At 71.3% G+C, this 19,601-nt stretch carries 20 protein-coding genes; 10 read left to right on the forward strand and 10 right to left on the reverse strand.

What is annotated here, in order from left to right; all coding sequences use genetic code 11:
• Positions 1-143 precede the first annotated feature (143 nt).
• Genes AB3M34_RS04700 through AB3M34_RS04715 form a run of 4 tightly spaced genes read left to right on the forward strand, consistent with a single transcriptional unit; the run spans position 144 to position 4,760 of the window.
• Positions 144-656 (forward strand): (2Fe-2S)-binding protein, encoded by a 513-nt coding sequence (locus tag AB3M34_RS04700; protein WP_370617930.1) that lies wholly within the window; start codon positions 144-146, stop codon positions 654-656.
• Positions 653-3,133 (forward strand): xanthine dehydrogenase family protein molybdopterin-binding subunit, encoded by a 2,481-nt coding sequence (locus AB3M34_RS04705; protein ID WP_370617931.1) that lies wholly within the window; start codon positions 653-655, stop codon positions 3,131-3,133. The genes AB3M34_RS04700 and AB3M34_RS04705 overlap by 4 nt, the downstream gene beginning before the upstream one ends.
• The gene (locus AB3M34_RS04710) at positions 3,130-3,984 is read left to right on the forward strand and encodes an FAD binding domain-containing protein (protein ID WP_370617932.1); all 855 of its coding nucleotides are present in this window, start codon (positions 3,130-3,132) and stop codon (positions 3,982-3,984) included. The genes AB3M34_RS04705 and AB3M34_RS04710 overlap by 4 nt, the downstream gene beginning before the upstream one ends.
• Entirely contained in the window at positions 3,984-4,760 is a 777-nt protein-coding gene (locus AB3M34_RS04715) for an SRPBCC family protein (protein WP_370617933.1), read from the forward strand. The genes AB3M34_RS04710 and AB3M34_RS04715 overlap by 1 nt, the downstream gene beginning before the upstream one ends.
• Positions 4,761-4,779: 19 nt before the next feature.
• Here AB3M34_RS04715 and AB3M34_RS04720 read toward each other — a convergent pair whose 3' ends face one another.
• From AB3M34_RS04720 to AB3M34_RS04760, 9 genes are all read right to left on the reverse strand, one after another.
• Positions 4,780-5,136: a hypothetical protein gene (locus tag AB3M34_RS04720; RefSeq protein ID WP_370617934.1), complete on the reverse strand. Its 357-nt coding sequence runs from the start codon at positions 5,134-5,136 to the stop codon at positions 4,780-4,782.
• A 30-nt stretch (positions 5,137-5,166) separates the two neighbouring features.
• Positions 5,167-5,739 (reverse strand): metal-dependent phosphohydrolase, encoded by a 573-nt coding sequence (locus AB3M34_RS04725; RefSeq protein WP_370617935.1) that lies wholly within the window; start codon positions 5,737-5,739, stop codon positions 5,167-5,169.
• 69 nt (positions 5,740-5,808) lie between these two features.
• Positions 5,809-6,096: an acylphosphatase gene (locus AB3M34_RS04730; RefSeq protein ID WP_370617936.1), complete on the reverse strand. Its 288-nt coding sequence runs from the start codon at positions 6,094-6,096 to the stop codon at positions 5,809-5,811.
• A gap of 42 nt (positions 6,097-6,138) precedes the next feature.
• Positions 6,139-6,702 carry a calcium-binding protein gene (locus AB3M34_RS04735; protein WP_370617937.1) on the reverse strand — a complete coding sequence of 188 codons (564 nt, stop codon included), beginning with the start codon at positions 6,700-6,702 and terminating at the stop codon, positions 6,139-6,141.
• A gap of 106 nt (positions 6,703-6,808) precedes the next feature.
• Positions 6,809-7,396, reverse strand: a complete 588-nt coding sequence (locus AB3M34_RS04740) for a TIGR03086 family metal-binding protein (protein WP_370617938.1) — start codon at positions 7,394-7,396, stop codon at positions 6,809-6,811.
• A 66-nt stretch (positions 7,397-7,462) separates the two neighbouring features.
• Positions 7,463-9,097, reverse strand: coding sequence for a DNA repair helicase XPB (locus AB3M34_RS04745; RefSeq protein ID WP_370617939.1), 1,635 nt, complete (start codon positions 9,095-9,097; stop codon positions 7,463-7,465).
• Entirely contained in the window at positions 9,094-9,684 is a 591-nt protein-coding gene (locus AB3M34_RS04750) for a CGNR zinc finger domain-containing protein (RefSeq protein WP_370617940.1), read from the reverse strand. The genes AB3M34_RS04745 and AB3M34_RS04750 overlap by 4 nt, the downstream gene beginning before the upstream one ends.
• 128 nt (positions 9,685-9,812) lie before the next feature.
• A complete protein-coding gene (locus AB3M34_RS04755; RefSeq protein ID WP_370617941.1) occupies positions 9,813-10,664 on the reverse strand; it encodes a thioesterase family protein in 852 nt (283 codons plus the stop codon).
• Positions 10,661-12,526 carry a helicase-associated domain-containing protein gene (locus AB3M34_RS04760; RefSeq protein WP_370617942.1) on the reverse strand — a complete coding sequence of 622 codons (1,866 nt, stop codon included), beginning with the start codon at positions 12,524-12,526 and terminating at the stop codon, positions 10,661-10,663. Before AB3M34_RS04760 ends, AB3M34_RS04755 begins: the two co-directional genes overlap by 4 nt.
• A 50-nt stretch (positions 12,527-12,576) precedes the next feature.
• Here AB3M34_RS04760 and AB3M34_RS04765 point away from each other — a divergent pair, with 50 nt between their 5' ends.
• Complete coding sequence (locus AB3M34_RS04765; RefSeq protein WP_370617943.1) at positions 12,577-13,047, forward strand: type II toxin-antitoxin system PemK/MazF family toxin; 471 nt, start codon at positions 12,577-12,579, stop codon at positions 13,045-13,047.
• A gap of 28 nt (positions 13,048-13,075) precedes the next feature.
• On the opposite strand, the gene AB3M34_RS04770 is transcribed toward AB3M34_RS04765, so the two are convergent.
• The gene (locus AB3M34_RS04770) at positions 13,076-13,549 is read right to left on the reverse strand and encodes a CGNR zinc finger domain-containing protein (RefSeq protein WP_370617944.1); all 474 of its coding nucleotides are present in this window, start codon (positions 13,547-13,549) and stop codon (positions 13,076-13,078) included.
• A 100-nt stretch (positions 13,550-13,649) separates the two neighbouring features.
• Here AB3M34_RS04770 and AB3M34_RS04775 point away from each other — a divergent pair, with 100 nt between their 5' ends.
• From AB3M34_RS04775 to lon, 5 genes are all read left to right on the forward strand, one after another.
• Entirely contained in the window at positions 13,650-13,778 is a 129-nt protein-coding gene (locus AB3M34_RS04775) for a hypothetical protein (RefSeq protein WP_370617945.1), read from the forward strand.
• Positions 13,775-14,158: a VOC family protein gene (locus tag AB3M34_RS04780; protein WP_370617946.1), complete on the forward strand. Its 384-nt coding sequence runs from the start codon at positions 13,775-13,777 to the stop codon at positions 14,156-14,158. Before AB3M34_RS04775 ends, AB3M34_RS04780 begins: the two co-directional genes overlap by 4 nt.
• A gap of 21 nt (positions 14,159-14,179) precedes the next feature.
• Positions 14,180-15,835, forward strand: coding sequence for an AMP-binding protein (locus AB3M34_RS04785; protein ID WP_370617947.1), 1,656 nt, complete (start codon positions 14,180-14,182; stop codon positions 15,833-15,835).
• Between the two features lie 86 nt (positions 15,836-15,921).
• Positions 15,922-16,971 carry a YihY/virulence factor BrkB family protein gene (locus tag AB3M34_RS04790; RefSeq protein WP_370617948.1) on the forward strand — a complete coding sequence of 350 codons (1,050 nt, stop codon included), beginning with the start codon at positions 15,922-15,924 and terminating at the stop codon, positions 16,969-16,971.
• A 114-nt stretch (positions 16,972-17,085) separates the two neighbouring features.
• Positions 17,086-19,422: an endopeptidase La gene (lon, locus tag AB3M34_RS04795; RefSeq protein ID WP_370617949.1), complete on the forward strand. Its 2,337-nt coding sequence runs from the start codon at positions 17,086-17,088 to the stop codon at positions 19,420-19,422.
• Positions 19,423-19,601: the final 179 nt, after the last annotated feature.

Below are 19,601 nucleotides of genomic sequence, written 5' to 3' on the forward strand. Positions count from 1 at the left end.
GGACACCTCAAACGCCGATGAGCGGGGTGCCTCGAGACGGCACCAGTCTTTGCGATCGCGTTGTGATCCACGTCACTCGGGTGTAGGAAAGGCTTCAACCAGTCGGGCGCCTGCCCTCGCCGAGCGGAGTGGAGTCCAGTCCAATGGCAAAGAAGCCGATCAGTCTCACCGTCGACGGGGTGCGGTACGCCGACGACGTCGAACCGCGAACTCTTCTCGTCCAGTACCTCCGCGAGCAGCTCGGCAAGACCGGGACCCTCGTGGGCTGCGACACCACCAACTGCGGCGCCTGCACGGTGCACCTCGACGGGCGCAGCATCAAGTCCTGCACGATGTTCGCCGTCCAGGCAGACGGCCACGAGGTGACCACCATCGAGGGCATCGCTGCCGCTGACGGCACGCTGCACCCGATGCAGCAGGCGTTCCACGAGTGCCACGCCCTCCAGTGCGGCTTCTGCACGCCAGGCATGATCATGCAGTCCATCGACCTCGCCAACGAGCACCCGGAGCCCGACGAGGCGACCGTGCGCGAGAACCTCGAGGGCAACCTGTGCCGGTGCACCGGTTACCAGAACATCGTCAAGGCGGTCCAGGCCGGCGCGAAGGAGATGGGCGGCGCAGCGGCGCCGGCCTCCACCGAGGCAGGTGTGGCATGACGGTCACCGAGATCGGCGCGCCGCGACGCCGCAAGGAGGACCAGCGCCTGATCACCGGGCGCTCGCGCTACACCGACAACATGGTGCTGCCGGGGATGCTGCACCTCGCGATGGTGCGCAGTCCCTTCGCGCACGCCCGCATCACCAACATCGACTCGAGCGAGGCGAGCGCCGCGTCGGGCGTGGTTTCCGTGATCACCGGTGCCGACGTCGCCGACATCCAGGGCAGCCTCCCGAACGCGTGGCCGATCACCCCGGACCAGAAGGCGCCGCCGCACCCGGCCATCGCCGTCGACCGGGTGGCGTTCGCGGGCGAGGTCGTCGCCGTGGTGGTCGCACGCTCCAAGAAGGAGGCGCAGGACGCCGCCGACCTGGTCGACGTCGACTACGACGAGCTCCCGGTGCTCCTCGACCTCGAGGACGCCGAGAAGGACACCGTCCTCGCGCACCCCGACCTCGGCACGAACAGGTCCGCGCTCTGGGTCTTCGACTCCGGCGAGGCCGGCACCGGCGGTGACGTCGAGCGGGCGCTCGCGCACGCCGACGCCGCCGACGACGAGATCCGGGTCGACCGGACCTACTACCAGCAGCGGCTCATCCCGGCTTTCATGGAACCGCGGTCCACGGTGGTGGACCCGACCAGCGAGCAGATCACGATGTGGTCGGCGACCCAGGTCCCGCACATCCTGCGGCTCATGCTGGCGCTGACCCTCGGCATCCCCGAGTCGAAGGTGCGGGTGATCGCGCCCGACGTCGGTGGCGGTTTCGGCGGCAAGCTCCAGGTGACGCCCGAAGAGGTCATCACGATGCTCGCCGCACGGCGTACGGGCAAGCCCTGCAAGTACACGGAGACCCGCTCGGAGTCCCTGGTCGCGGCCCACCACGGGCGAGCGCAGGTGCAGCGCCTCAGCCTCTCCGCGACCCGCGACGGCGTCGTGACGGGCCTCAAGGTCGCGCTCCTCGCCGACATGGGCGCCTACCTCGGTCTGGTCACGTCGGGCGTGCCGATCCTGGGAGCGTTCATGTTCCCGGCGATCTACAAGATCCCGGCCTACCGGTTCGAGTGTACGAACCTGTTCACCAACAAGGTCTGGACCGACGCCTACCGAGGTGCCGGACGTCCCGAGGCGACGTTCGCGATCGAGCGGCTGATGGACGATCTGGCGGCCGAGCTCGACATGGACCCGATCGAGCTTCGCCGCAAGAACTGGATCACGCACGAGGAGTTCCCGTTCACGACCGTGTGCGGGCTCGAGTACGACTCCGGCAACTACGAGGCAGCGACCGCTCGGGCGCTCGAGCTGTTCGGGTACGACGAGCTGCGCGCCGAGCAGAAGCGGCGCAGGGACGAGGGCGACCCCGTCCAGCTCGGCATCGGTGTCTCCACGTTCACCGAGATGTGTGGTCTTGCGCCGTCACGCGTGCTCGGCTCCCTCGACTACGGCGCGGGCGGCTGGGAGTACGCCCAGGTGCGGATGCTGCCGACCGGCAACGTCGAGGTCGTCACCGGCGTGAGTGCGCACGGCCAGGGCCACGAGACGGCGTGGAGCCAGATCGTCGCCGACCGGCTCGGCGTGCCGTTCGAGAACGTCGAGGTGCTCCACGGTGACACCGCGATCGCGCAGAAGGGCCTCGACACGTACGGCTCCCGTTCGCTCGCCGTCGGCGGCATGGCGGTCGTCGCTGCGGCCGACAAGGTGATCGCGAAGGCGAAGGTCATCGCCGCGCACCTGCTCGAGGCTGCCGAGGACGACCTCGAGTTCGCCGACGGCACGTTCACGGTCCGCGGCACCGACCAGGGCGTCGGCCTCGGGGAGGTCTCGCTGGCAACGTTCGCCGCGCACAACCTGCCCGACGGGGTCGAGCCGAGCCTGGACTCCGACGCGACGTTCGACCCGGAGAACTTCTCGTTCCCCCATGGCACGCACCTCGCCGCGATGGAGGTCGACACCGAGACGGGGCAGGTGACGCTGCGCAAGTACGTGTGCGTCGACGACATCGGCAACGTCGTCAACCCGCTCATCGTGGAGGGCCAGGTCCACGGCGGTCTGGCCCAGGGCATCGCGCAGGCGCTCTTCGAGGAGGCGGTCCACGACGACGCCGGGACGCTCGTGACCGGTTCCTTCGTCGACTACCTCGTGCCGAGCGCGGCCGACCTGCCGGCGTTCGTCACCGACCGCACCGAGACGGCGTCCACGACCAACGCGCTCGGCGTGAAGGGAGTGGGGGAGGCCGGGACCATCGCGTCGACGCCCGCGATCGTCAACGGGGTGATCGACGCCGTGCGACATCTCGGAGTCGATGACATCCTCATGCCATGCTCTCCCAGCCGAGTCTGGGCAGCGCTGCAGGGAGCGGACAAGGGCCGGGGGGCCGAAGCCGCCGCACCGACGGTGAACAGCCCCGAGGTCGCCGAACGCGACGTCGCGTCGACGGGCGCGGTCCAGACAGGGACGGACGAGGGGACAGCACAGTGATTCCGACAGCGTTCGAGTACGAGTCTCCGGGCACGGTGGAGGACGCCGTACGCCTGCTGGCCGAGGGCGGCGACGACGTGAAGGTCCTCGCCGGCGGGCAGAGCCTGATCCCGGTCCTCAAGCTCCGTCTCGCCGGGCCCGAGCTCATCGTCGACCTCGGTCGCATCGACGGGCTGCGTGGCATCCGCGAGGAGGGCGACGAGCTCGTCATCGGGTCCATGACCCCGCACCACGACGTCGCGACGAGCGGACTCGTCCGTGACCACGCCGCTCTGCTGGCCGAGGCTGCCGGCACCGTGGCCGATCCTCAGGTGCGCCATCGCGGCACGTTCGGCGGGGCGCTCGTCCACGCGGATCCCGCCGGCGACCTGCCGGCGCCGGCTCTCGCGCTGGGTGCGAGCTTCGAGATCACAGGCCCGTCGGGCGCACGGACGGTGGCCGCGGACGACTTCTTCGTCGACCTGTTCACCACCGCTGTCGGCGAGGACGAGATCCTCACCGCCGTGCGGATCCCGAAGCGCACCGGGTGGGGAGCCGCATACGAGAAGTTCGTGCGCGTCTCCCAGCAGTGGTCGATCGTCGGTGTCGCGGCGACCCTCCGTGTCGAGGGCGGCACGATCGCGGAGGCGCGGCTGGGGCTGACCAACATGGGTTCGACACCGGTACGCCCGACCGCCGTGGAGCAGGCCCTGATCGGTGTCGCGCCGGTGAAGGACGCCGTCGAGGCCGCGGTGGCCGGCGTTTCCGACGGTACGACTCCGCCCGACGACCTCAACGGCTCTGCGGACTACCGCCGGCACCTTGCCCGCGTCCTCACGCAGCGTGCCGTGGTGCGGGGGGCGACCGCCTGATGGAGCTCACGCACACCTTCACCGTCCCCGCACCGATCGAGACGACCTGGGCCGCGTTCAACGACCTCGAGTCCATCGCCCCCTGCATGCCCGGGGCGACGGTGGAGGTGGTCGACGAGAACGACTTCACAGGCACGATCAAGATCAAGCTCGGGCCGATCTCACTGATCTACGGCGGGTCGGGGACGTACGTCGAGCGTGACGAGGCCCAGCGTCGGGTCGTGATCGATGCGCGGGGCAAGGACAAGCGAGGACAGGGCACGGCGGGGGCGAAGGTGACCGCACGGCTCTTCCCGGAAGCAGACGGCACGCGGGTCGAGGTGCAGACCGATCTCGCGATCACCGGGAAGCCCGCGCAGTTCGGTCGCGGGGTGATGCAGGACGTCAGCGACAAGCTGTTGTCGCAGTTCGTCGGCTGCATCAGCGACCGTCTGACCACTCCTGCTCCCGCGGTCGAGCCGTCTCCGGCGGTCGAGCCGTCTCCGGCGGTCGAGCCGTCTCCGGCGGTCGAGCCGGCCGGCGGGCGTCACTCCGCCCCGGTGCGCGAGGCTGAGTCCGGCGACGTCGCGCAGCCTGCTGCGGCTCCGGTCGCCGCACCCGCTCCCGCGCCGATCGGAGGGCCGTCCGGCGACACGCTCGCGACGGAGGCTGCAGAGCTCGACCTGGGTGCGACCGTGGTGCCCGTGCTCGCACGCCGGTACGCCCCGCGCATGCTCGTCGGTCTCCTGGTGGCGTTCGTCCTGTGGCGGCTGGTGAGGAGCCGGCGCAGATCCTGACGTGGGCGAGCCGCTCGGGTCAACCCGTCTGCTGGGGCGCGCGCAGGGCGCCCAGCCGTGCGACCTCGAGCCCGGACTCGGTGCAGACCCAGTGAGGGTCGTCGCCGAGCTCCGGCTCCACGCCGAGGGAGTGCTCAGCGACCTCGTCGCACGCGCCGCAGCGGGGCCAGCGACTCCCGGCATCGAGGAGGGCGTCCTGCACGTCCTGGGCGACGAGCCCGACGACGTACGGCGCTCCGTCCGGCCACTGGGAGACCCACCAGCCGCGCTGGCTGAGCGCCGCCTCGAGTGCTGACACGGCGGCGGCGTCGGCCATACGGCACGCGTCGAGGTCGTGCAGGACCCGCGCACGGGCCTCGAGGAGGTACTCGGTCACGGCCTCCAGACTAGGCGTGCGGGGCAACCCCTACACCGCGACGGGGCGACCGAGGCGCGTCAGCTCACGGGCCAGGTTCTCCCGGGCCTGGTCCTCCCAGAGCTCACGGGCCGCCGCAGTCGCGAACAGCTCGGAACGTGCCTGGTAGCGGGCGAGGACGCGGGAACGCAGCCGCCTGTACTCGGCGTCGGGGACGTGCAGGTTCTCGACCCGGATGGCATGGGCGTACCGGTCGTAGCGCTCCGTGTCGGCGCCGAGGATGCTCAGATCGGCGTCGCACAGCACCGCGCTCTCGACATCGCCCGTGGCCGCGACGTGGTCGGTGGTCGCCATGACGACCTGGGCGATGCGGTCTCCCTCGCCCGGCCCCAGCCAACGCTGCGCCAGCGTCGCCGAGCGTTCGACGTTGTCGGCACGGTGGACGTCGTACACGGCGTCGTGGAACCACGCGGCCGTGTTCACGGTGTCGATGTCGAACGCCATCCCGGAGGACGCGAGGAGGTCCACGGCGCGGACGACCTCTGCCAGGTGGTCCGTGTCGTGATGCTCACGGTGTGGTTCGGACCAGCGCTTCGCCAGCTCGAGCCGTATGCGGGGGTGCACCTGATCCAATCTACGGCCCGAACCCGATCGCTGCCGGTGACCGGTCCACCGCGGACACCCTCGCGGCCCTCATGGCCGGACCTCGAACGTGTCGACGCCCGGGTCGGTCGCCGGCTCGGTCACGAGCTTGAGGACCACGGCATCCTCTGGACCGGAACGCATCCACTCGATCAGCCGATCGACGGCGGTCGGCCGCCCGACCAGAAGCGCCTCGACAGCCCCGTCTTCGGTGTTGCGGACCCATCCGCGAACACCCGCCGCGTCGGCACGGCGCCGCAGCGTGTCCCGGTAGAACACGCCCTGGACGCGTCCCCGGACGACGACGTGGACCGCGCTCTCGCGCGCCGCAGCCTCCATGGTCCGATCATCGCGCACCCGGGTTCCACGGCTGTTGTCGGCTCAGTCGTCGTCCGAGCCCTGGTAGACCCGGTCGCGACCTGCCCCGCCTCGGAGCCAGTCCCGGCCCGCTCCGCCTTCGAGCTTGTCGTTGCCCGCGCCGCCCCAGAGGCGGTCACGGCCGCGGTCGCCCTCGATGTCGTCGTTGCCCGACCCGCCGCGGATGCGGTCGTTGCCTGAGCCGCCCTGCAGGTCGTCGCCCCCCGAACCGCCCCAGATGCGGTCGTTGCCCGAGTCGCCCTCGATGTCGTCCTCCCCGCTGCCGCCGCGGAGGCGGTCGTGGCCGGACCCGCCCTCGATGTCGTCCTCTCCGGCGCCCCCGCAGATGACGTCGTTGCCGCCGAGTCCCGCGATCTCGTCCTCGCCGCCGAGCCCGGCGATGACGTCGCGGCCGTTCGTGCCGCGGATCTCGTCGTCGCCGCTCGTGCCGACGATCGTGGCCCGGAGCCCGCCGCAGGTCGCGTTCGGGGCTGCTGCGGCCGTGCCTGTCGCGAGAGCGAGCCCGGAGATCCCGAGCAGGGATGCGGCTCCGAGGGCGAGGCTGTGGCGAACCGTGGTGCTGGTCATGATGTTCCCCTTCGTGTGGCTTCGTCGTCCCTTCAAGAGAACAACCGGGGGTGAGGATCAGGTGAGGGCTCGATGAGACCGCTCTCATCGAGACGACACCTGCGGTTCACCGCGGCCAGGACGGTGAGCGGCCGGCCAGCGCGACGACCCGGTCGAGGAGCGGGGCCTCCTCGGGCAGCCGGATCGGCGGGCCGAAGAGTCCCTCGCGCCCGGCCGCCTCCTCGGGCCGCGCCGCCTCCTCGACGAACGCGTGCACCGCCGCGAGCGCCTCGGGGTCGACGTCGTACGGCTGCCCGGTCGCGCGAGCGAGGTCCCAGCCGTGCAGCACCACCTCGTCGAGCGCGACGACGCCGGCGACCTCGGCGGGCAGGGTGACGCCGCCCGCCTTCGTCGTACCGGTCCACGCCTCCGGGGCGCGCCACGCCTCGGCCAGCTCGGCCATGCGGGCGGGGATGCGGTCGCGCCAGCCGTCGGCGAGGTGGTCCGCCGACGGGGCCGGCGGTGCGTCCAGACCGGGGTCGTCGGACTTGCGTGCCGCGAGCGTGAACGCGAGGGCGAGGCCGTCGAGGTGGTCGAGCAGGGTCGCGACGTCGTAGTCGCAGGGCGTCGGGTCGCCCAGACCGTCGTCGGTGACGCCGCTGAGGAGCTCGGTGACGCGACGGGTCGCCGGTCCGAGATCGGGGAATCCAGGCATGCGCGTTCCTCTCGTAGCGTGGTCGGTACGTCAGGGTCGACCCGCTCGAGGCGCGAATCTCATCGCTCAGAGGTCGTCGGCGTCGACGATCCGGTAGGCGTAGCCCTGCTCGGCCAGGAAGCGCTGGCGGTGCTGGGCGAACTCCGCGTCGACGGTGTCGCGGGCCACGACCGCGTAGAAGCGCGCCGTACGGCCGTCACCCTTCGGCCGCAGCAGCCGCCCGAGCCGCTGTGCCTCCTCCTGGCGCGAGCCGAACGAGCCCGACACCTGGATCGCGACCGACGCCTCGGGCAGGTCGACCGAGAAGTTCGCGACCTTCGAGACGACGAGCAGGTCGATCTCGCCGGTGCGGAACGCTGCGAACAGGGACTCGCGCTCCTTCACCGACGTCTCTCCCTTGATGACCGGCGCTCCGAGCCGTTCGGCGAGCTCGTCGAGCTGGTCGATGTACTGGCCGATCACGAGCGTCGGCTCGCCTCGGTGCTTCTCGACCAGCCGCTCGACGACCTCGGTCTTGCGGGCGGTCGAGGCGGCCAGGCGGTAGCGCACGTCCGCCTCGGCGGTCGCGTAGACGATCCGCTCGGAGTCGCCGAGCGTCACCCGGACCTCGACGCAGTCGGCCGGAGCGATGTAGCCCTGCGCCTCGATGTCCTTCCAGGGGGCGTCGTACCGCTTGGGACCGATCAGGCTGAAGACGTCACCCTCGTGGCCGTCCTCCCGGACCAGCGTCGCGGTGAGCCCGATGCGACGGCGCGCCTGCAGGTCGGCGGTCATCCTGAAGATGGGCGCCGGGAGCAGGTGCACCTCGTCGTACACGATCAGGCCCCAGTCGCGGGCGTCGAACAGCTCGAGGTGCTGGTAGACGCCCTTCCGTCGGGTCGTCATCACCTGGTACGTGGCGATGGTGACGGGTCGGATCTCCTTCTTGGCGCCGGAGTACTCGCCGATCTCGTCCTCGGTCAGCGTCGTCCGCCTGAGCAGCTCCTCTTTCCACTGCCGCGCCGAGACCGTGTTGGTGACCAGGATCAGCGTCGTCGCGCGGGCCTGGGCCATCGCGCCGGCGCCGACGATCGTCTTGCCGGCGCCGCAGGGGAGGACGACGACACCGGAGCCGCCGTGCCAGAAGGACTCGACCGCCTCGGCCTGGTACGGCCGCATGTGCCAGTCGACGTCGGACAGGTCGATGGGGTGCGCCTCACCGTCGACGTACCCGGCGAGGTCCTCGGCGGGCCAGCCGACCTTGAGGAGGGCCTGCTTGAGGGCGCCCCGCTCGCTGGGGTGGACCGCGACGGTGTCGTCGTCGAGCCGCTCGCCGAGCATTCCCTGGATCCGTTTGGCGCGGACGACCTCCTCGAGCACCGGACGGTCGGTCGTGATCAGGACCAGTCCGTGCACGGGATGCTTCTCGAGCCGGAGCCGCCCGTAGCGTGCCATCGTCTCCGCCACGTCGACGAGGAGCGCGTGCGGGACGGGGTAGCGGGAGTAGTCCATGAGCGCGTCGACGACCTGCTCCGCGTCGTGGCCGGCCGCGCGTGCGTTCCACAGCCCGAGCGGCGTGATGCGGTAGGTGTGGATGTGCTCGGGTGATCGCTCCAGCTCCGCGAACGGGGCGATGGCGCGCCGGCACTCTGCTGCCTGCTCGTGGTCCACCTCGAGCAGGAGCGTCTTGTCGGACTGGACGATCAGCGGGCCGCCGGTCATGCGTCTCCTCCATCGGTCTCGCTGGTCAAGCGGCGCGCTCGGGTGCCCGCCTTCTTCCTCGCCCGGTACGCCGCCACGTTCGACCGGGACGAGCACCGGTCCGAGCAGTAGCGGCGAGAGTGGTTGGGCGAGGTGTCCACGTACGCCGTGCTGCAGCCCTGCGACGCGCACACGCCGAGGCGTCCGGGTCCGAGGTCGCACACCAGGATCGACAGGCCCATGAGCGACTCCGCCACGAGCAGGTCGGCCACGGTCGCCGCACGGTCGGCGACGTGGAGTCGCCAGCCGCTCGCCGTACGCCCGGAGTCGGTGCCGGCGTCGTCGGTGGGGACGATCAGCGGGGTGATCCGGTGCGACGCGAGCAGGGCGTTGAGCGCGCCGATCGCGCCCTGGGTCTCGCCTGCGCCGCCGTTCTCGAACACGGTGCGGAGGCGACGCTGGAAGCGCTGGAGCACCCGTACGTCACGGTCGGTGACCTGGGGCACCAACCACTCGCGACCGGCGAGGTGTGCGCGGACCTCGTCGACGGAGCCGAGGGGCGTGTTCGCGAGCACTGCGGCGCGCTCGGCGTACCCCACGAAGTCCATCGGGCAATCGTAGCCGCGGGGCAAGGCGCCGTAAGCGGTGCGCATCGCTGTGGACCTGACGGACCGGCCGCTGACGTGTAAGTCGTGGCGGGGCGGATGCCTGTTACGCGCGTGATCTGCGCCCGGGATCATCCCCGGGGCGCTACCAGCAGCGGTTGAGCGACGAAGGCGCAGAGGCCCACGGCGTCGAGCACACGGGCGTGGGCCATCCCCGTGCCGCGGGTCTCGCTCCACGACGAGGCCTCCAGCAGGAGCCACTCCGACTCCGGCGGTCGCTGTGCCGTCACCCCGAGCCCCGGCGGGATGAACAGCCAGTCGCTGAAGGGCAGCGTCGCGCTCACGCCGTTGGCGGAGTCGGCGACCACCATCAGCCGCTGCAGGCCGGACGTCGGTTCACCGGCGACCAGCGGGACCCGCACTCTCATCCAGGCCCGCGTCACCCCGTCCTGGGCGGGCGGCGCCTGGCCCGACAGCCCGCCGCTCACGTAGCGCCACTCGATCGCCCGCCCGTAGCCCCACTCGGGAGCGGCCCCGGGCATCGGCGGTTGTGGCTGCGGGTCGGGCACGGCGGGTGGGAAGGCGGCCGACCCCGTACGGGGTGCGCGCGCCTCGTCGTACGAGACCAGCCACGCGCGTGCTCCGACGACCGCTCGGCCGTCGCTGGACAGCGACGCCTGGACGAGCCGGACGCGTCGGCCCGGCCGCAGCGTGGTCACCTCGACCTCGCAGGTGCCCTGGGGGATCGGGCCGAGGAAGTCCAGGTCGATCTTGCCGATCGCGAGCCCGTCGCCGGCCACGACGTCCTCGATCGCTCGGGTCAGCAGTGCCGCAGGCGGGCCGCCGTGCTGAGCACGTGGGTCCCACGGGCTCTCGGTGGCGGCGGTCGAGCGGAAGGCGTGCGTGTCGACACGCTCGTAGAAGCTCGCTGCGGGCAGGGGTGGCAGGTCGGCCTCGTCGGCCGTCGCGGGCAGGTCCGTCACGGTGCGGAGGCTACCTGGACGATCCGGTGGACCGCGAAGCGCTGCACCTTCTGCGTCCGGTGGTCGAACGCCGTGAGCCAACCCGCGTCGACGCGCAACGGCTCGACGACGCGCTCGGTGCGGGTGCCGGCCTGATCCATGTAGGCGACCCACATGCGCCGCTGGTCCTCGGCGGCCTCGCGCAGCTGAGCCATCGTGGCGAGCGAGCCGCGTGCGACGTCGCGGCCGTCAGCCGGGCGGAGCGACGACGCGAGCTCGCCGGCGCGGATCGCCCGGACCGTCTCTGCGGGGTCTCCAGGAGACCGGCGGTCGACGTCGACGACCTCCGCACGGCGTACGTCGCGCCGCTGGACGCGCAGGACGCCGCCGGGCTCCTCGTCCACCGGACGGTGGCCGGCGGCGGCGAGCCTCTCGGTGAGGACGTCGGGGCGGACACCGCTGACCGCCACCGTCGGTGCGATGCGGTGCAGCGTCGGCCCGAGGGAAGGATCGGCGAGGAGGGCGTCGAGCTCGGCGGGGTCGTCGGAGCGCAGGTAGGCGGTGGCGTCACCCAGTCGCAGCCGGCCGTGCTGACGCGCGGTGTCGTCGACGAGGTACGTCAGCGGCTGCGGGATCGGGGTCACCGAGACGTGCTCGACGAAGGCGTGGATCTCGCTCGCCGGCCAGCCGCGGTCGAGCGCGCGGCGGATCGAGTCGGACGTGAACCGGTAGACGGTGGCGCCACCACGGGACTCGACGTCGGCGACGTCCTCGAGCCGCTCGCGGACGGCGGGCTCGAGGGGCCCAGGCGCGACCGCGGTGAGGTCGGCCTGGACCAGGACGTGGTCGACCGCCGAAGGGAGCAGCCCCTCGACGACGGCAGCGGCGTCGGGCAGGCCGAGACCTGCACCGGCGGGACTCAGTGCGTCGAGCGTCACGACACCCAACCAGGCCGCCTCCACCAAGGTGCGCCGGACCAGCAGGTCGCGCTCGTCGTCGGCCCGCGGCACCGCCCAGGCCGCGGCGTCGACGACGTCCTCGACGTCGTCGTACGCGGCGCCGTCGAGCGACGAGAGCGTGCGCAGCACCTGGGTGCGGACGCGCCGCCCCGGACCCGTCAACCAGGCGGTCGCGATCTCGACCCACCTGCTCGCGGGCGGGCTGTCGCGCCAGCCGTCGAAGCGCGTCGTCGGCGCCCAGACCTCACCGGCGCTGTCGTCCGGGGCCCGTCCGAGCAGACGTGCGGACTCGGCGACGCCGATCAGGAACTCGACCTGGTCGACATCGACCCCGAGCATCGTGGCCGCGTTGCGGACGTCGCGAACCCCTCTGCCGCCTGAGCGCAGCACGGGCGGCGGCGACTCGCCCCACGTGGCGAGAAGCTGCTCGAGACGCTGGAGCACCTCCATCACGGTGCCGGCGCTCGCGTTGCGCCGGCGACGGTCGTCGACCTCGCGGGTGCGGACCGGTGGCGGGCCTGCGTACGGACCGCGCGGGCCGTAGGTGCGGAGCGCGTCGCGCGCCTCGCGCACCACGTTCCACTCGTCGTGACGCCCCCAGACGAGGGCGCTGGCGTGCAGCCGCGCGACGATGGCTGCGATCCGGTCGTCGGGCGCGTCGACCTGCCGCTCGAGCGCTGCACGCGTGACCGGAGGCTCGAGCAGCGCCATCGCCGCCAGCGTCGACAGGTGAGCCGTGTCGAGACGGTCGAGGGCCCACAGCACCGACGGTCTCGACGCGGCGCGGGACGCGAGCTGGCCGATGTCCGACGGGGGAGGGGACGCGAGGTCGGGCCGTGCGCGCACCAGGACCTGCAGCGCGTCGTCGCTGCGGGCGCGCAGGTCCTCCGCGAGCGTGCGCGGAGCCTCCTCGGACGTCGTCATCCGTCCCACGGTAGTCCCGTGCTCGCCACCGGCCGCACTACGCTCGCCCCATGTCCCGCACACGCGACGTCCTCGGCCGCCTCATGTCGGCGCTGGTGCCCACGCGCCGCTCGTCCAGTACGGCGGCTCCCGGGGCGCTCGACATGACGTACGCCCCGAAGCCCGACGGACGTCCGGACCCGGGCGAGATCGTCTGGACGTGGGTCGCGTACGAGGACGACCCGCGCCAGGGCAAGGACCGCCCGGTGCTCGTCGTCGGGAGGCGCGGCAGCACGCTCGTCGCCGTCACGATGACCAGCAAGGACCACGACCGCGACGCCGCCGACGAGGCGCGCTGGGGTCGCCACTGGCTCGACATCGGCGCCGGCGGGTGGGACCGCCAGGGACGCCCGAGCGAGGTGCGGCTCGACCGGCTGATCACCGTGGATCCCACAGCGGTGCGTCGCGAGGGTGCGGTGCTGCCGCGCGAGCGTTTCGACGCGGTCGTCGCCGGCGTACGCAAGCACGCCGACGTGGGTTGAGCTCTCGGTCACGGCGCGGCGCTCGAGGTCAGCGCGCGGTGCGCTCGCGGTGCGTGCGGACCTTCGCGCGGTTGCCGCACACCTGCATCGAGCACCACTGACGCGACTGGTTCTTGGACTGGTCGTAGAACGCCCATCGGCAGTCGTCGGCCGGGCAGATCTTGACGCGCGCGAGGCGTCCCTCGATGGCGAGGGTCGCCGCCGCGGCCGCGACCTCGGCGACGACGTCCGGCCCGCTGAGTCTCGCGCTGCCGTCGAGGACGACGTCGACCCCGACCTCCAGCCGCGGTTCGGGGGAGGGTTCTCCGGCCGCCAGGGCGCGGAGGTGGTCGCGCAGCCGTCGCGCCTTCGCCAGCGTCGTACGCGTCTGGTCCTGCCCCGACCACGCGGCGTACTCCTCGACCGAGGCGAGCGCGTCGAGGTCGTCCTCGACGTCGAGGGTGTTGAGGAAGGCGACCACGCGGTCCGCGGGGTCGACGCCGGCCGCCTCGTACGCACTCATCGGACCCGCCTCATGCAACCAGCATAGCCCGTTCACTGGTTGCAGTACGGGCAGATAACTGGCAAAGTGAGATCACCAGTTACCGATCGAGGAGGCCGCCATGCATCCGTGGGCCGCATACCTGATCAGCCGGGACGCGATCGCGCGCGAGGAGCGTCACCGCAGGTCGCGCACCGGACGTCGTGATGCCCCCGCCCGCCCGACCCGCGCGATGGGCTGTGCCGTATGAGCGGCACCGGCGTGCGCCTCGGTGCGTACGTGCTCGACTGCCCGGACCCGCTCGCGCTCGCGCGCTTCTATGCCGGCCTGCTCGGCGTCGACGTCGCGGAGGACAGCACCGACGCGTGGGCCGAGCTCGACGGTGCCGGACCGGCGCTGGCGTTCCAGCGCGTCGACGACCACGAGCCACCGCAGTGGCCGGACGGCCTCCCGCAGCAGGCGCACCTCGATCTCGCGGTGGAGTCGTACCCCGCGCCCCACGCGCTCGCGGTGTCGCTCGGCGCCACCCCGCTCGACCCGGTCGACCCGCCCTCGGAGACCGTCGAGCGCGGCTTTCGCGTGTACGCCGACCCCGCCGGGCACCCGTTCTGCCTCTGCACCTGCGACTGACGCGAGCCTAGACTCGGCGCTATGACGCCGGTCACAACTGACTCCTACGCCGCCGGTGCCGACGAGGTCCCCCTGCTCGACGACACCATCGGCGCGAACCTCGAACGGACCGTCGCACGCGTCGGCGACCGCGAAGCCCTGGTCGAGACGTGGACGGGGCGCCGTTGGACCTACGCCGAGCTCGATGCCGACGTCAACGCGCTCGCCCGAGGCCTCCTCGCCCGTGGCATCGACCAGGGCGACCGGGTCGGCATCTGGTCGCCGACGTGTGCGGAGTGGACGCTGCTCCAGTACGCCACCGCGAAGGTCGGCGCGATCCTCGTCAACGTGAACCCGGCGTACCGCACCCACGAGCTGTCGTACGTCGTCAACCAGTCCGGGATGCGGATGCTCGTCTCCGCCGTCGCGTACAAGGACAGCGACTACCGTCACATGATCGAGTCGGTCCGTCCGGACTGTCCGACGCTCACCGACGTCGTGGAGATCGGCACCGACACGTGGACGGCGCTGGTCGCCGCGGGTGAGTCGCAGCCCGACGGTGCGGTCCCGGCTCGGATGGCGGCGTTGAGCCCGGACGACGCCATCAACATCCAGTACACGTCGGGGACCACCGGCTTCCCCAAGGGCGCGACCCTGAGCCACCGCAACATCCTCAACAACGGCTTCTTCACGACCGAGACGATCGGCTTCTCCGAGCAGGACCGGCTCTGCATCCCGGTGCCGCTCTACCACTGCTTCGGCATGGTCATGGGCAACCTCGGCTGCACCACGCACGGCGCCACGATGGTCTACCCGGCGCCGACCTTCGAGCCGGCCGCGACGCTGCAGGCCGTCCAGGACGAGCGCTGCACCGCGTTGTACGGCGTGCCGACGATGTTCATCGCCGAGCAGAGCCTCCCCGACTTCTCGTCGTACGACCTCGCGTCCCTGCGGACCGGCATCATGGCCGGCTCGCCGTGCCCCGTCGAGGTGATGAAGCGCTGCATGAGCGAGATGCACATGGAAGAGGTCTCGATCGCGTACGGCATGACCGAGACGTCGCCGGTGTCGATGCAGACACGTCCCGACGACGACGTCGAGCGGCGGACGGAGACCGTCGGTCGCGTCCATCCGCACGTCGAGGTGAAGGTCGTCGACCCGGTCACCGGCGAGACGCTCCCCCGAGCGGAGGGCGGCGAGCTGTGCACCCGGGGCTACTCGGTGATGCTCGGCTACTGGGGTGAGCCGGAGAAGACGGCCGGTGCGATCGACGGTGACCGTTGGATGCACACCGGCGACCTGGCGGTCATGCGGGAGGACGGCTACGCCAACATCGTCGGCCGGATCAAGGACATGGTGATCCGCGGCGGTGAGAACCTCTACCCCCGCGAGATCGAGGAGTTCCTGTACACCCACCCGGACGTCGCCGACGTCTCGGTCGTGGGCGTGCCGGACGAGCGGTACGGCGAGGAGCTGTGCGCCTGGATCAGGCTGCGCGAGGGGGCCGGCGCCATGGATGCGGACGCGGTGCGGGAGTTCTGCGCCGGCCGGCTCGCGCGGCACAAGATCCCTCGGTACGTCGTCGTGGTCGACGAGTTCCCGATGACGGTCACGGGCAAGATCCGCAAGGTCGAGATGAGGGAGCGCTCGGTCGGGATCCTGGGGCTCGACGGGGGAGGCGTCGGACGTACGGCGTGACCGTCGCGGCAGCAACCCGCGTGCCGCACCGGCGTCCCACGGGAGTTCGTGCCCACTTCGATCCGCCCAACGGGTAGTTTTGCCTGGTGTCAGTCGTCGATCGGATCGACCGCTTCCAGCGGAGGCACCCGTTCGTCGGGTTCCCGATCGCCGTCACGTACAAGTTCTTCGACGACTCGAGCAACTATCTCGCCGCTGCCGTCACCTACTACGCGTTCCTCGCGATCTTCCCGATGCTGCTCATCGGGTCGAGCATCCTGGGCTTCTTCCTCCAGAACGACGAGGAGCTCCGAGAACAGCTCCTCGACACCGCGATCGGCAGCTTCCCGATCATCAGCGACCAGATCACCAGCACCGAAGGGCTCGAGGGGTCGACCGGTGCCGTCGTGTTCGGCGCGCTCGTCGCGGTGTACGGCGTGCTCGGTCTCGGTCAGTGCGCGCAGTACGCGATGAACGTGGCCTGGGCGGTCCCCCGGAACTCGCGCCCCAACCCCTTCCTCGGACGTGGCCGCAGCATCGTGATGCTGGGGTTCGCGGGCTTCGCGCTGCTCACGATCGCGGGCCTCACGGGTTTCTTGTCGACCAACCCGTGGTTCTCCGACGAGCACCGCTGGGCCGGGTGGGCGGCGCGCTTCGGCGCGCTCGTGCTCAGCGGCATCGCCTTCACCGTTCTGTTCCTGCTGGCGTCGGCGCGCAAGCACAGCTTCCGGGCGGCGGCTCCGGGTGCCTTCGCCGTCGCGATCCTGTGGCAGGCGCTGCAGTTCGCCGGGACGGCGTACGTCGAGAACGTCATCGCCCGTTCGAGCAACCTCAACCAGCTCTTCGCGATCGTCCTCGGGATGCTGGGTCTGATCTACATCGGGGCCGTGATGGCGATGATCGGCGTCCAGATCAACGTGGTCCGTGCGAAGCGGCTCTATCCGCGGGCACTGCTGACCCCGTTCACCGACAACGTGCAGCTCACGAAGGCCGACCAGCGGGCGTACTCCGACTACGCGAAGGCCCAGCGGCACAAGGGCTTCGAGTCGATCCGCGTGATGTTCGGACGGCCCGAGCCCCGTCCCCACGTCGAGGTGCCGCCTCCGCCTCCTCGCCGGCGCCGCGACGCCGACGAGCGCCCGGCCGTCAGGGACTGAGCCGGATTCGTGGCGAGGGTGTTCGCTCAGCGCGGACGCCGTTCGACCGTTCGGGGGAACAAGTCGTGCGCGACCAAAGTTGAGTAGGACACGCTCAACTTCGAAAGGTTGCTCATGACAGAGGCACGCACACCCCAGCAGCTGCCCGTCCTGTTCCTGACCGAGCCCGTCCTCCTTCCGGGGATGGTCGTGCCGATCGAGCTCGACGAAGCTGCCCGCGCCGCGGTGGACGCCGCGCGCGCCGGCTCCGAGGACCGTCTGCTCGTGGCCCCGCGGCTCGAGGACCGCTACGCCTCGTACGGCGTGGTGGCAGAGATCGTCCAGATCGGCCGGACCCAGTCCGGCGAGTCCGCCGCGGTCCTCAAGGCCGAGCGTCGCGCTCGGATCGGCCACGGCGTCACCGGCCCCGGTGCGGCCCTGTGGGTCGAGGCGGAGGACGTCGACGAGCAGGCCGACGGCGACCGTGTCGCCGAGCTCGCCAAGGAGTACAAGTCCCTCGTGATCGCCAACCTGCAGCGCCGCGACGCGTGGCAGGTCGTCGACATGGTGAACAAGGTCACCGACCCGTCATCGCTCGCGGACATGGCCGGGTACGCCCCGTACTTCTCCGACGTCCAGAAGCGTCAGCTGCTCGAGACGCCCGACGTCACCGAGCGGCTGGAGACGCTGCTCGGCTGGACGAAGGACGCGATCGCCGAGGCGGACGTCGCCGAGAAGATCGCCGAGGACGTCCGCGAAGGCATGGACAAGACCCAGCGCGAGTTCCTGCTGCGCCAGCAGCTCGCCGCGATCCGCAAGGAGCTCGGCGAGGACGAGCCCGACGGCGCCGACTCGTACCGCGAGCGCGTCGAGGCCGCGGACCTCCCTGACGAGATCCGTACGGCCGCGCTGCGCGAGGTCGACAAGCTCGAGCGGTCCTCGGAGCAGAACCCCGAGACCGGCTACATCCGCACCTGGCTCGACACCGTCCTCGACATCCCGTGGAACGTGAAGACCGACGACAACGACGACGTGGACGGCGCCCGCGCGGTCCTCGACGCCGACCACCACGGCCTCGAGGACGTCAAGGACCGCATCGTCGAGTACCTCGCCGTGCGTGCCCGCCGGGCGCAGCGCGGTCTGCAGGTCGTCGGTGGCCGCGGCTCCGGCGCCGTGATGGTCCTCGCCGGTCCTCCCGGTGTCGGCAAGACGTCGCTCGGCGAGTCCGTCGCGCGCGCCCTCGGCAGGAAGTTCGTCCGCGTCGCCCTCGGCGGCGTGCGCGACGAGGCCGAGATCCGCGGCCACCGGCGTACGTACGTCGGCGCGCTCCCGGGCCGCATCGTCCGTGCGGTCAACGAGGCGGGCTCGATGAACCCGGTCGTGCTGCTGGACGAGGTCGACAAGCTCGGCGCCGACTTCCGGGGCGACCCGGCGGCCGCGTTGCTCGAGGTCCTGGACCCGGCGCAGAACCACACGTTCCGCGACCACTACCTCGATCTCGACCTCGACCTGTCCGACGTCCTGTTCCTCGCGACGGCCAACGTCGTGGAGCAGATCCCGCAGGCGCTGCTCGACCGGATGGAGCTCGTCACGCTCGACGGCTACACCGCGGACGACAAGGCGGCCATCGCGCGTGACTTCCTCTGGCCGCGCCAGCTGGAGCGGGCGGCGCTGGACGCCGACGAGGTGGAGCTGACCGACGCCGCGTTGGCGAAGATCGTCGCCGACTACACCCGCGAGCCGGGCGTGCGTCAGCTCGAGCGGCTCCTCGCCAAGGTGCTGCGCAAGGTCGCGACGAAGCTTGCCGGCGCCACGGGTCAGCAGACCGTCGTGGTCGACGAGGCGGAGCTCAAGGACTACCTCGGACGCCCCCGGTTCACACCGGAGTCGGACGAGCGTACGGCGGTGCCGGGCGTCGCGACGGGCCTGGCTGTCACCGGGTTCGGAGGCGACGTGCTCTTCATCGAGGCCACACCGACCGACGGCAAGCCGGGCATCACGCTCACCGGACAGCTCGGTGACGTGATGAAGGAGTCGGCGCACATCGCGCACTCCTACGTCCGCTCGCACGCGCAGGCCCTCGGCGTCGATCCGGCGTTCTTCGACCACCACGTGCACATCCACGTGCCGGCCGGGGCGATCCCGAAGGACGGCCCGTCCGCGGGCGTCACGATGGTGACCGCGCTCGTGTCGGCGGCCACCGGACGGCAGGTCCGTTCGGAGGTCGGCATGACGGGCGAGGTCACGCTCAACGGCAGGGTCCTCCCGATCGGCGGGGTGAAGCAGAAGCTGCTCGCCGCCCAGCGGGCCGGGCTCACCACCGTGTTCGTGCCGCACCGCAACGAGCCCGACCTGGACGACGTGCCGGCGGAGGTGCTCGAGGCGATCGACGTCCGTCCGATGACGGACGTGGCCGAGATCGTCGCGCAGGCGCTCGAGCCTGCCGCGGAGGGGGTCCAGGCCGCCGCCTGACCCCTGCCCCGACCGTCCGCGTCGCTCCGTTTGAGGTGTGAGCACCTCGAACACCGGGATCCCACCTCGAGTACGGGGTGGGATCCCGGCATTTCCGGTGCGGGCACCTCAAACGCGGAGGGGTGGTTGCGCTGCAGCGTGCATACCCGGTATACATCTCTCTACCTGGATGAATACTC

This window comes from Mumia sp. Pv4-285, assembly GCF_041320275.1.
Classification (GTDB): Bacteria; Actinomycetota; Actinomycetes; order Propionibacteriales; family Nocardioidaceae; genus Mumia; species Mumia qirimensis.

Excerpts from the sequence above, each read along its gene's own strand:
- AB3M34_RS04705 (WP_370617931.1), top strand. The coding sequence starts at position 653 with ATGACGGTCACCGAGATCGGCGCGCCGCGACGCCGCAAGGAGGACCAG.
- AB3M34_RS04785 (WP_370617947.1), top strand. The coding sequence starts at position 14,180 with ATGACGCCGGTCACAACTGACTCCTACGCCGCCGGTGCCGACGAGGTC.
- AB3M34_RS04750 (WP_370617940.1), bottom strand. The coding sequence starts at position 9,684 with ATGGACTTCGTGGGGTACGCCGAGCGCGCCGCAGTGCTCGCGAACACG.
- AB3M34_RS04770 (WP_370617944.1), bottom strand. The coding sequence starts at position 13,549 with ATGAGTGCGTACGAGGCGGCCGGCGTCGACCCCGCGGACCGCGTGGTC.
- lon (WP_370617949.1), top strand. The coding sequence starts at position 17,086 with ATGACAGAGGCACGCACACCCCAGCAGCTGCCCGTCCTGTTCCTGACC.
- AB3M34_RS04715 (WP_370617933.1), top strand. The coding sequence starts at position 3,984 with ATGGAGCTCACGCACACCTTCACCGTCCCCGCACCGATCGAGACGACC.
- AB3M34_RS04735 (WP_370617937.1), bottom strand. The coding sequence starts at position 6,702 with ATGACCAGCACCACGGTTCGCCACAGCCTCGCCCTCGGAGCCGCATCC.
- AB3M34_RS04765 (WP_370617943.1), top strand. The coding sequence starts at position 12,577 with ATGTCCCGCACACGCGACGTCCTCGGCCGCCTCATGTCGGCGCTGGTG.
- AB3M34_RS04760 (WP_370617942.1), bottom strand. The coding sequence starts at position 12,526 with ATGACGACGTCCGAGGAGGCTCCGCGCACGCTCGCGGAGGACCTGCGC.
- AB3M34_RS04780 (WP_370617946.1), top strand. The coding sequence starts at position 13,775 with ATGAGCGGCACCGGCGTGCGCCTCGGTGCGTACGTGCTCGACTGCCCG.
- AB3M34_RS04740 (WP_370617938.1), bottom strand. The coding sequence starts at position 7,396 with ATGCCTGGATTCCCCGATCTCGGACCGGCGACCCGTCGCGTCACCGAG.
- AB3M34_RS04700 (WP_370617930.1), top strand. The coding sequence starts at position 144 with ATGGCAAAGAAGCCGATCAGTCTCACCGTCGACGGGGTGCGGTACGCC.
- AB3M34_RS04730 (WP_370617936.1), bottom strand. The coding sequence starts at position 6,096 with ATGGAGGCTGCGGCGCGCGAGAGCGCGGTCCACGTCGTCGTCCGGGGA.
- AB3M34_RS04745 (WP_370617939.1), bottom strand. The coding sequence starts at position 9,097 with ATGACCGGCGGCCCGCTGATCGTCCAGTCCGACAAGACGCTCCTGCTC.
- AB3M34_RS04775 (WP_370617945.1), top strand. The coding sequence starts at position 13,650 with ATGCATCCGTGGGCCGCATACCTGATCAGCCGGGACGCGATCGCGCGC.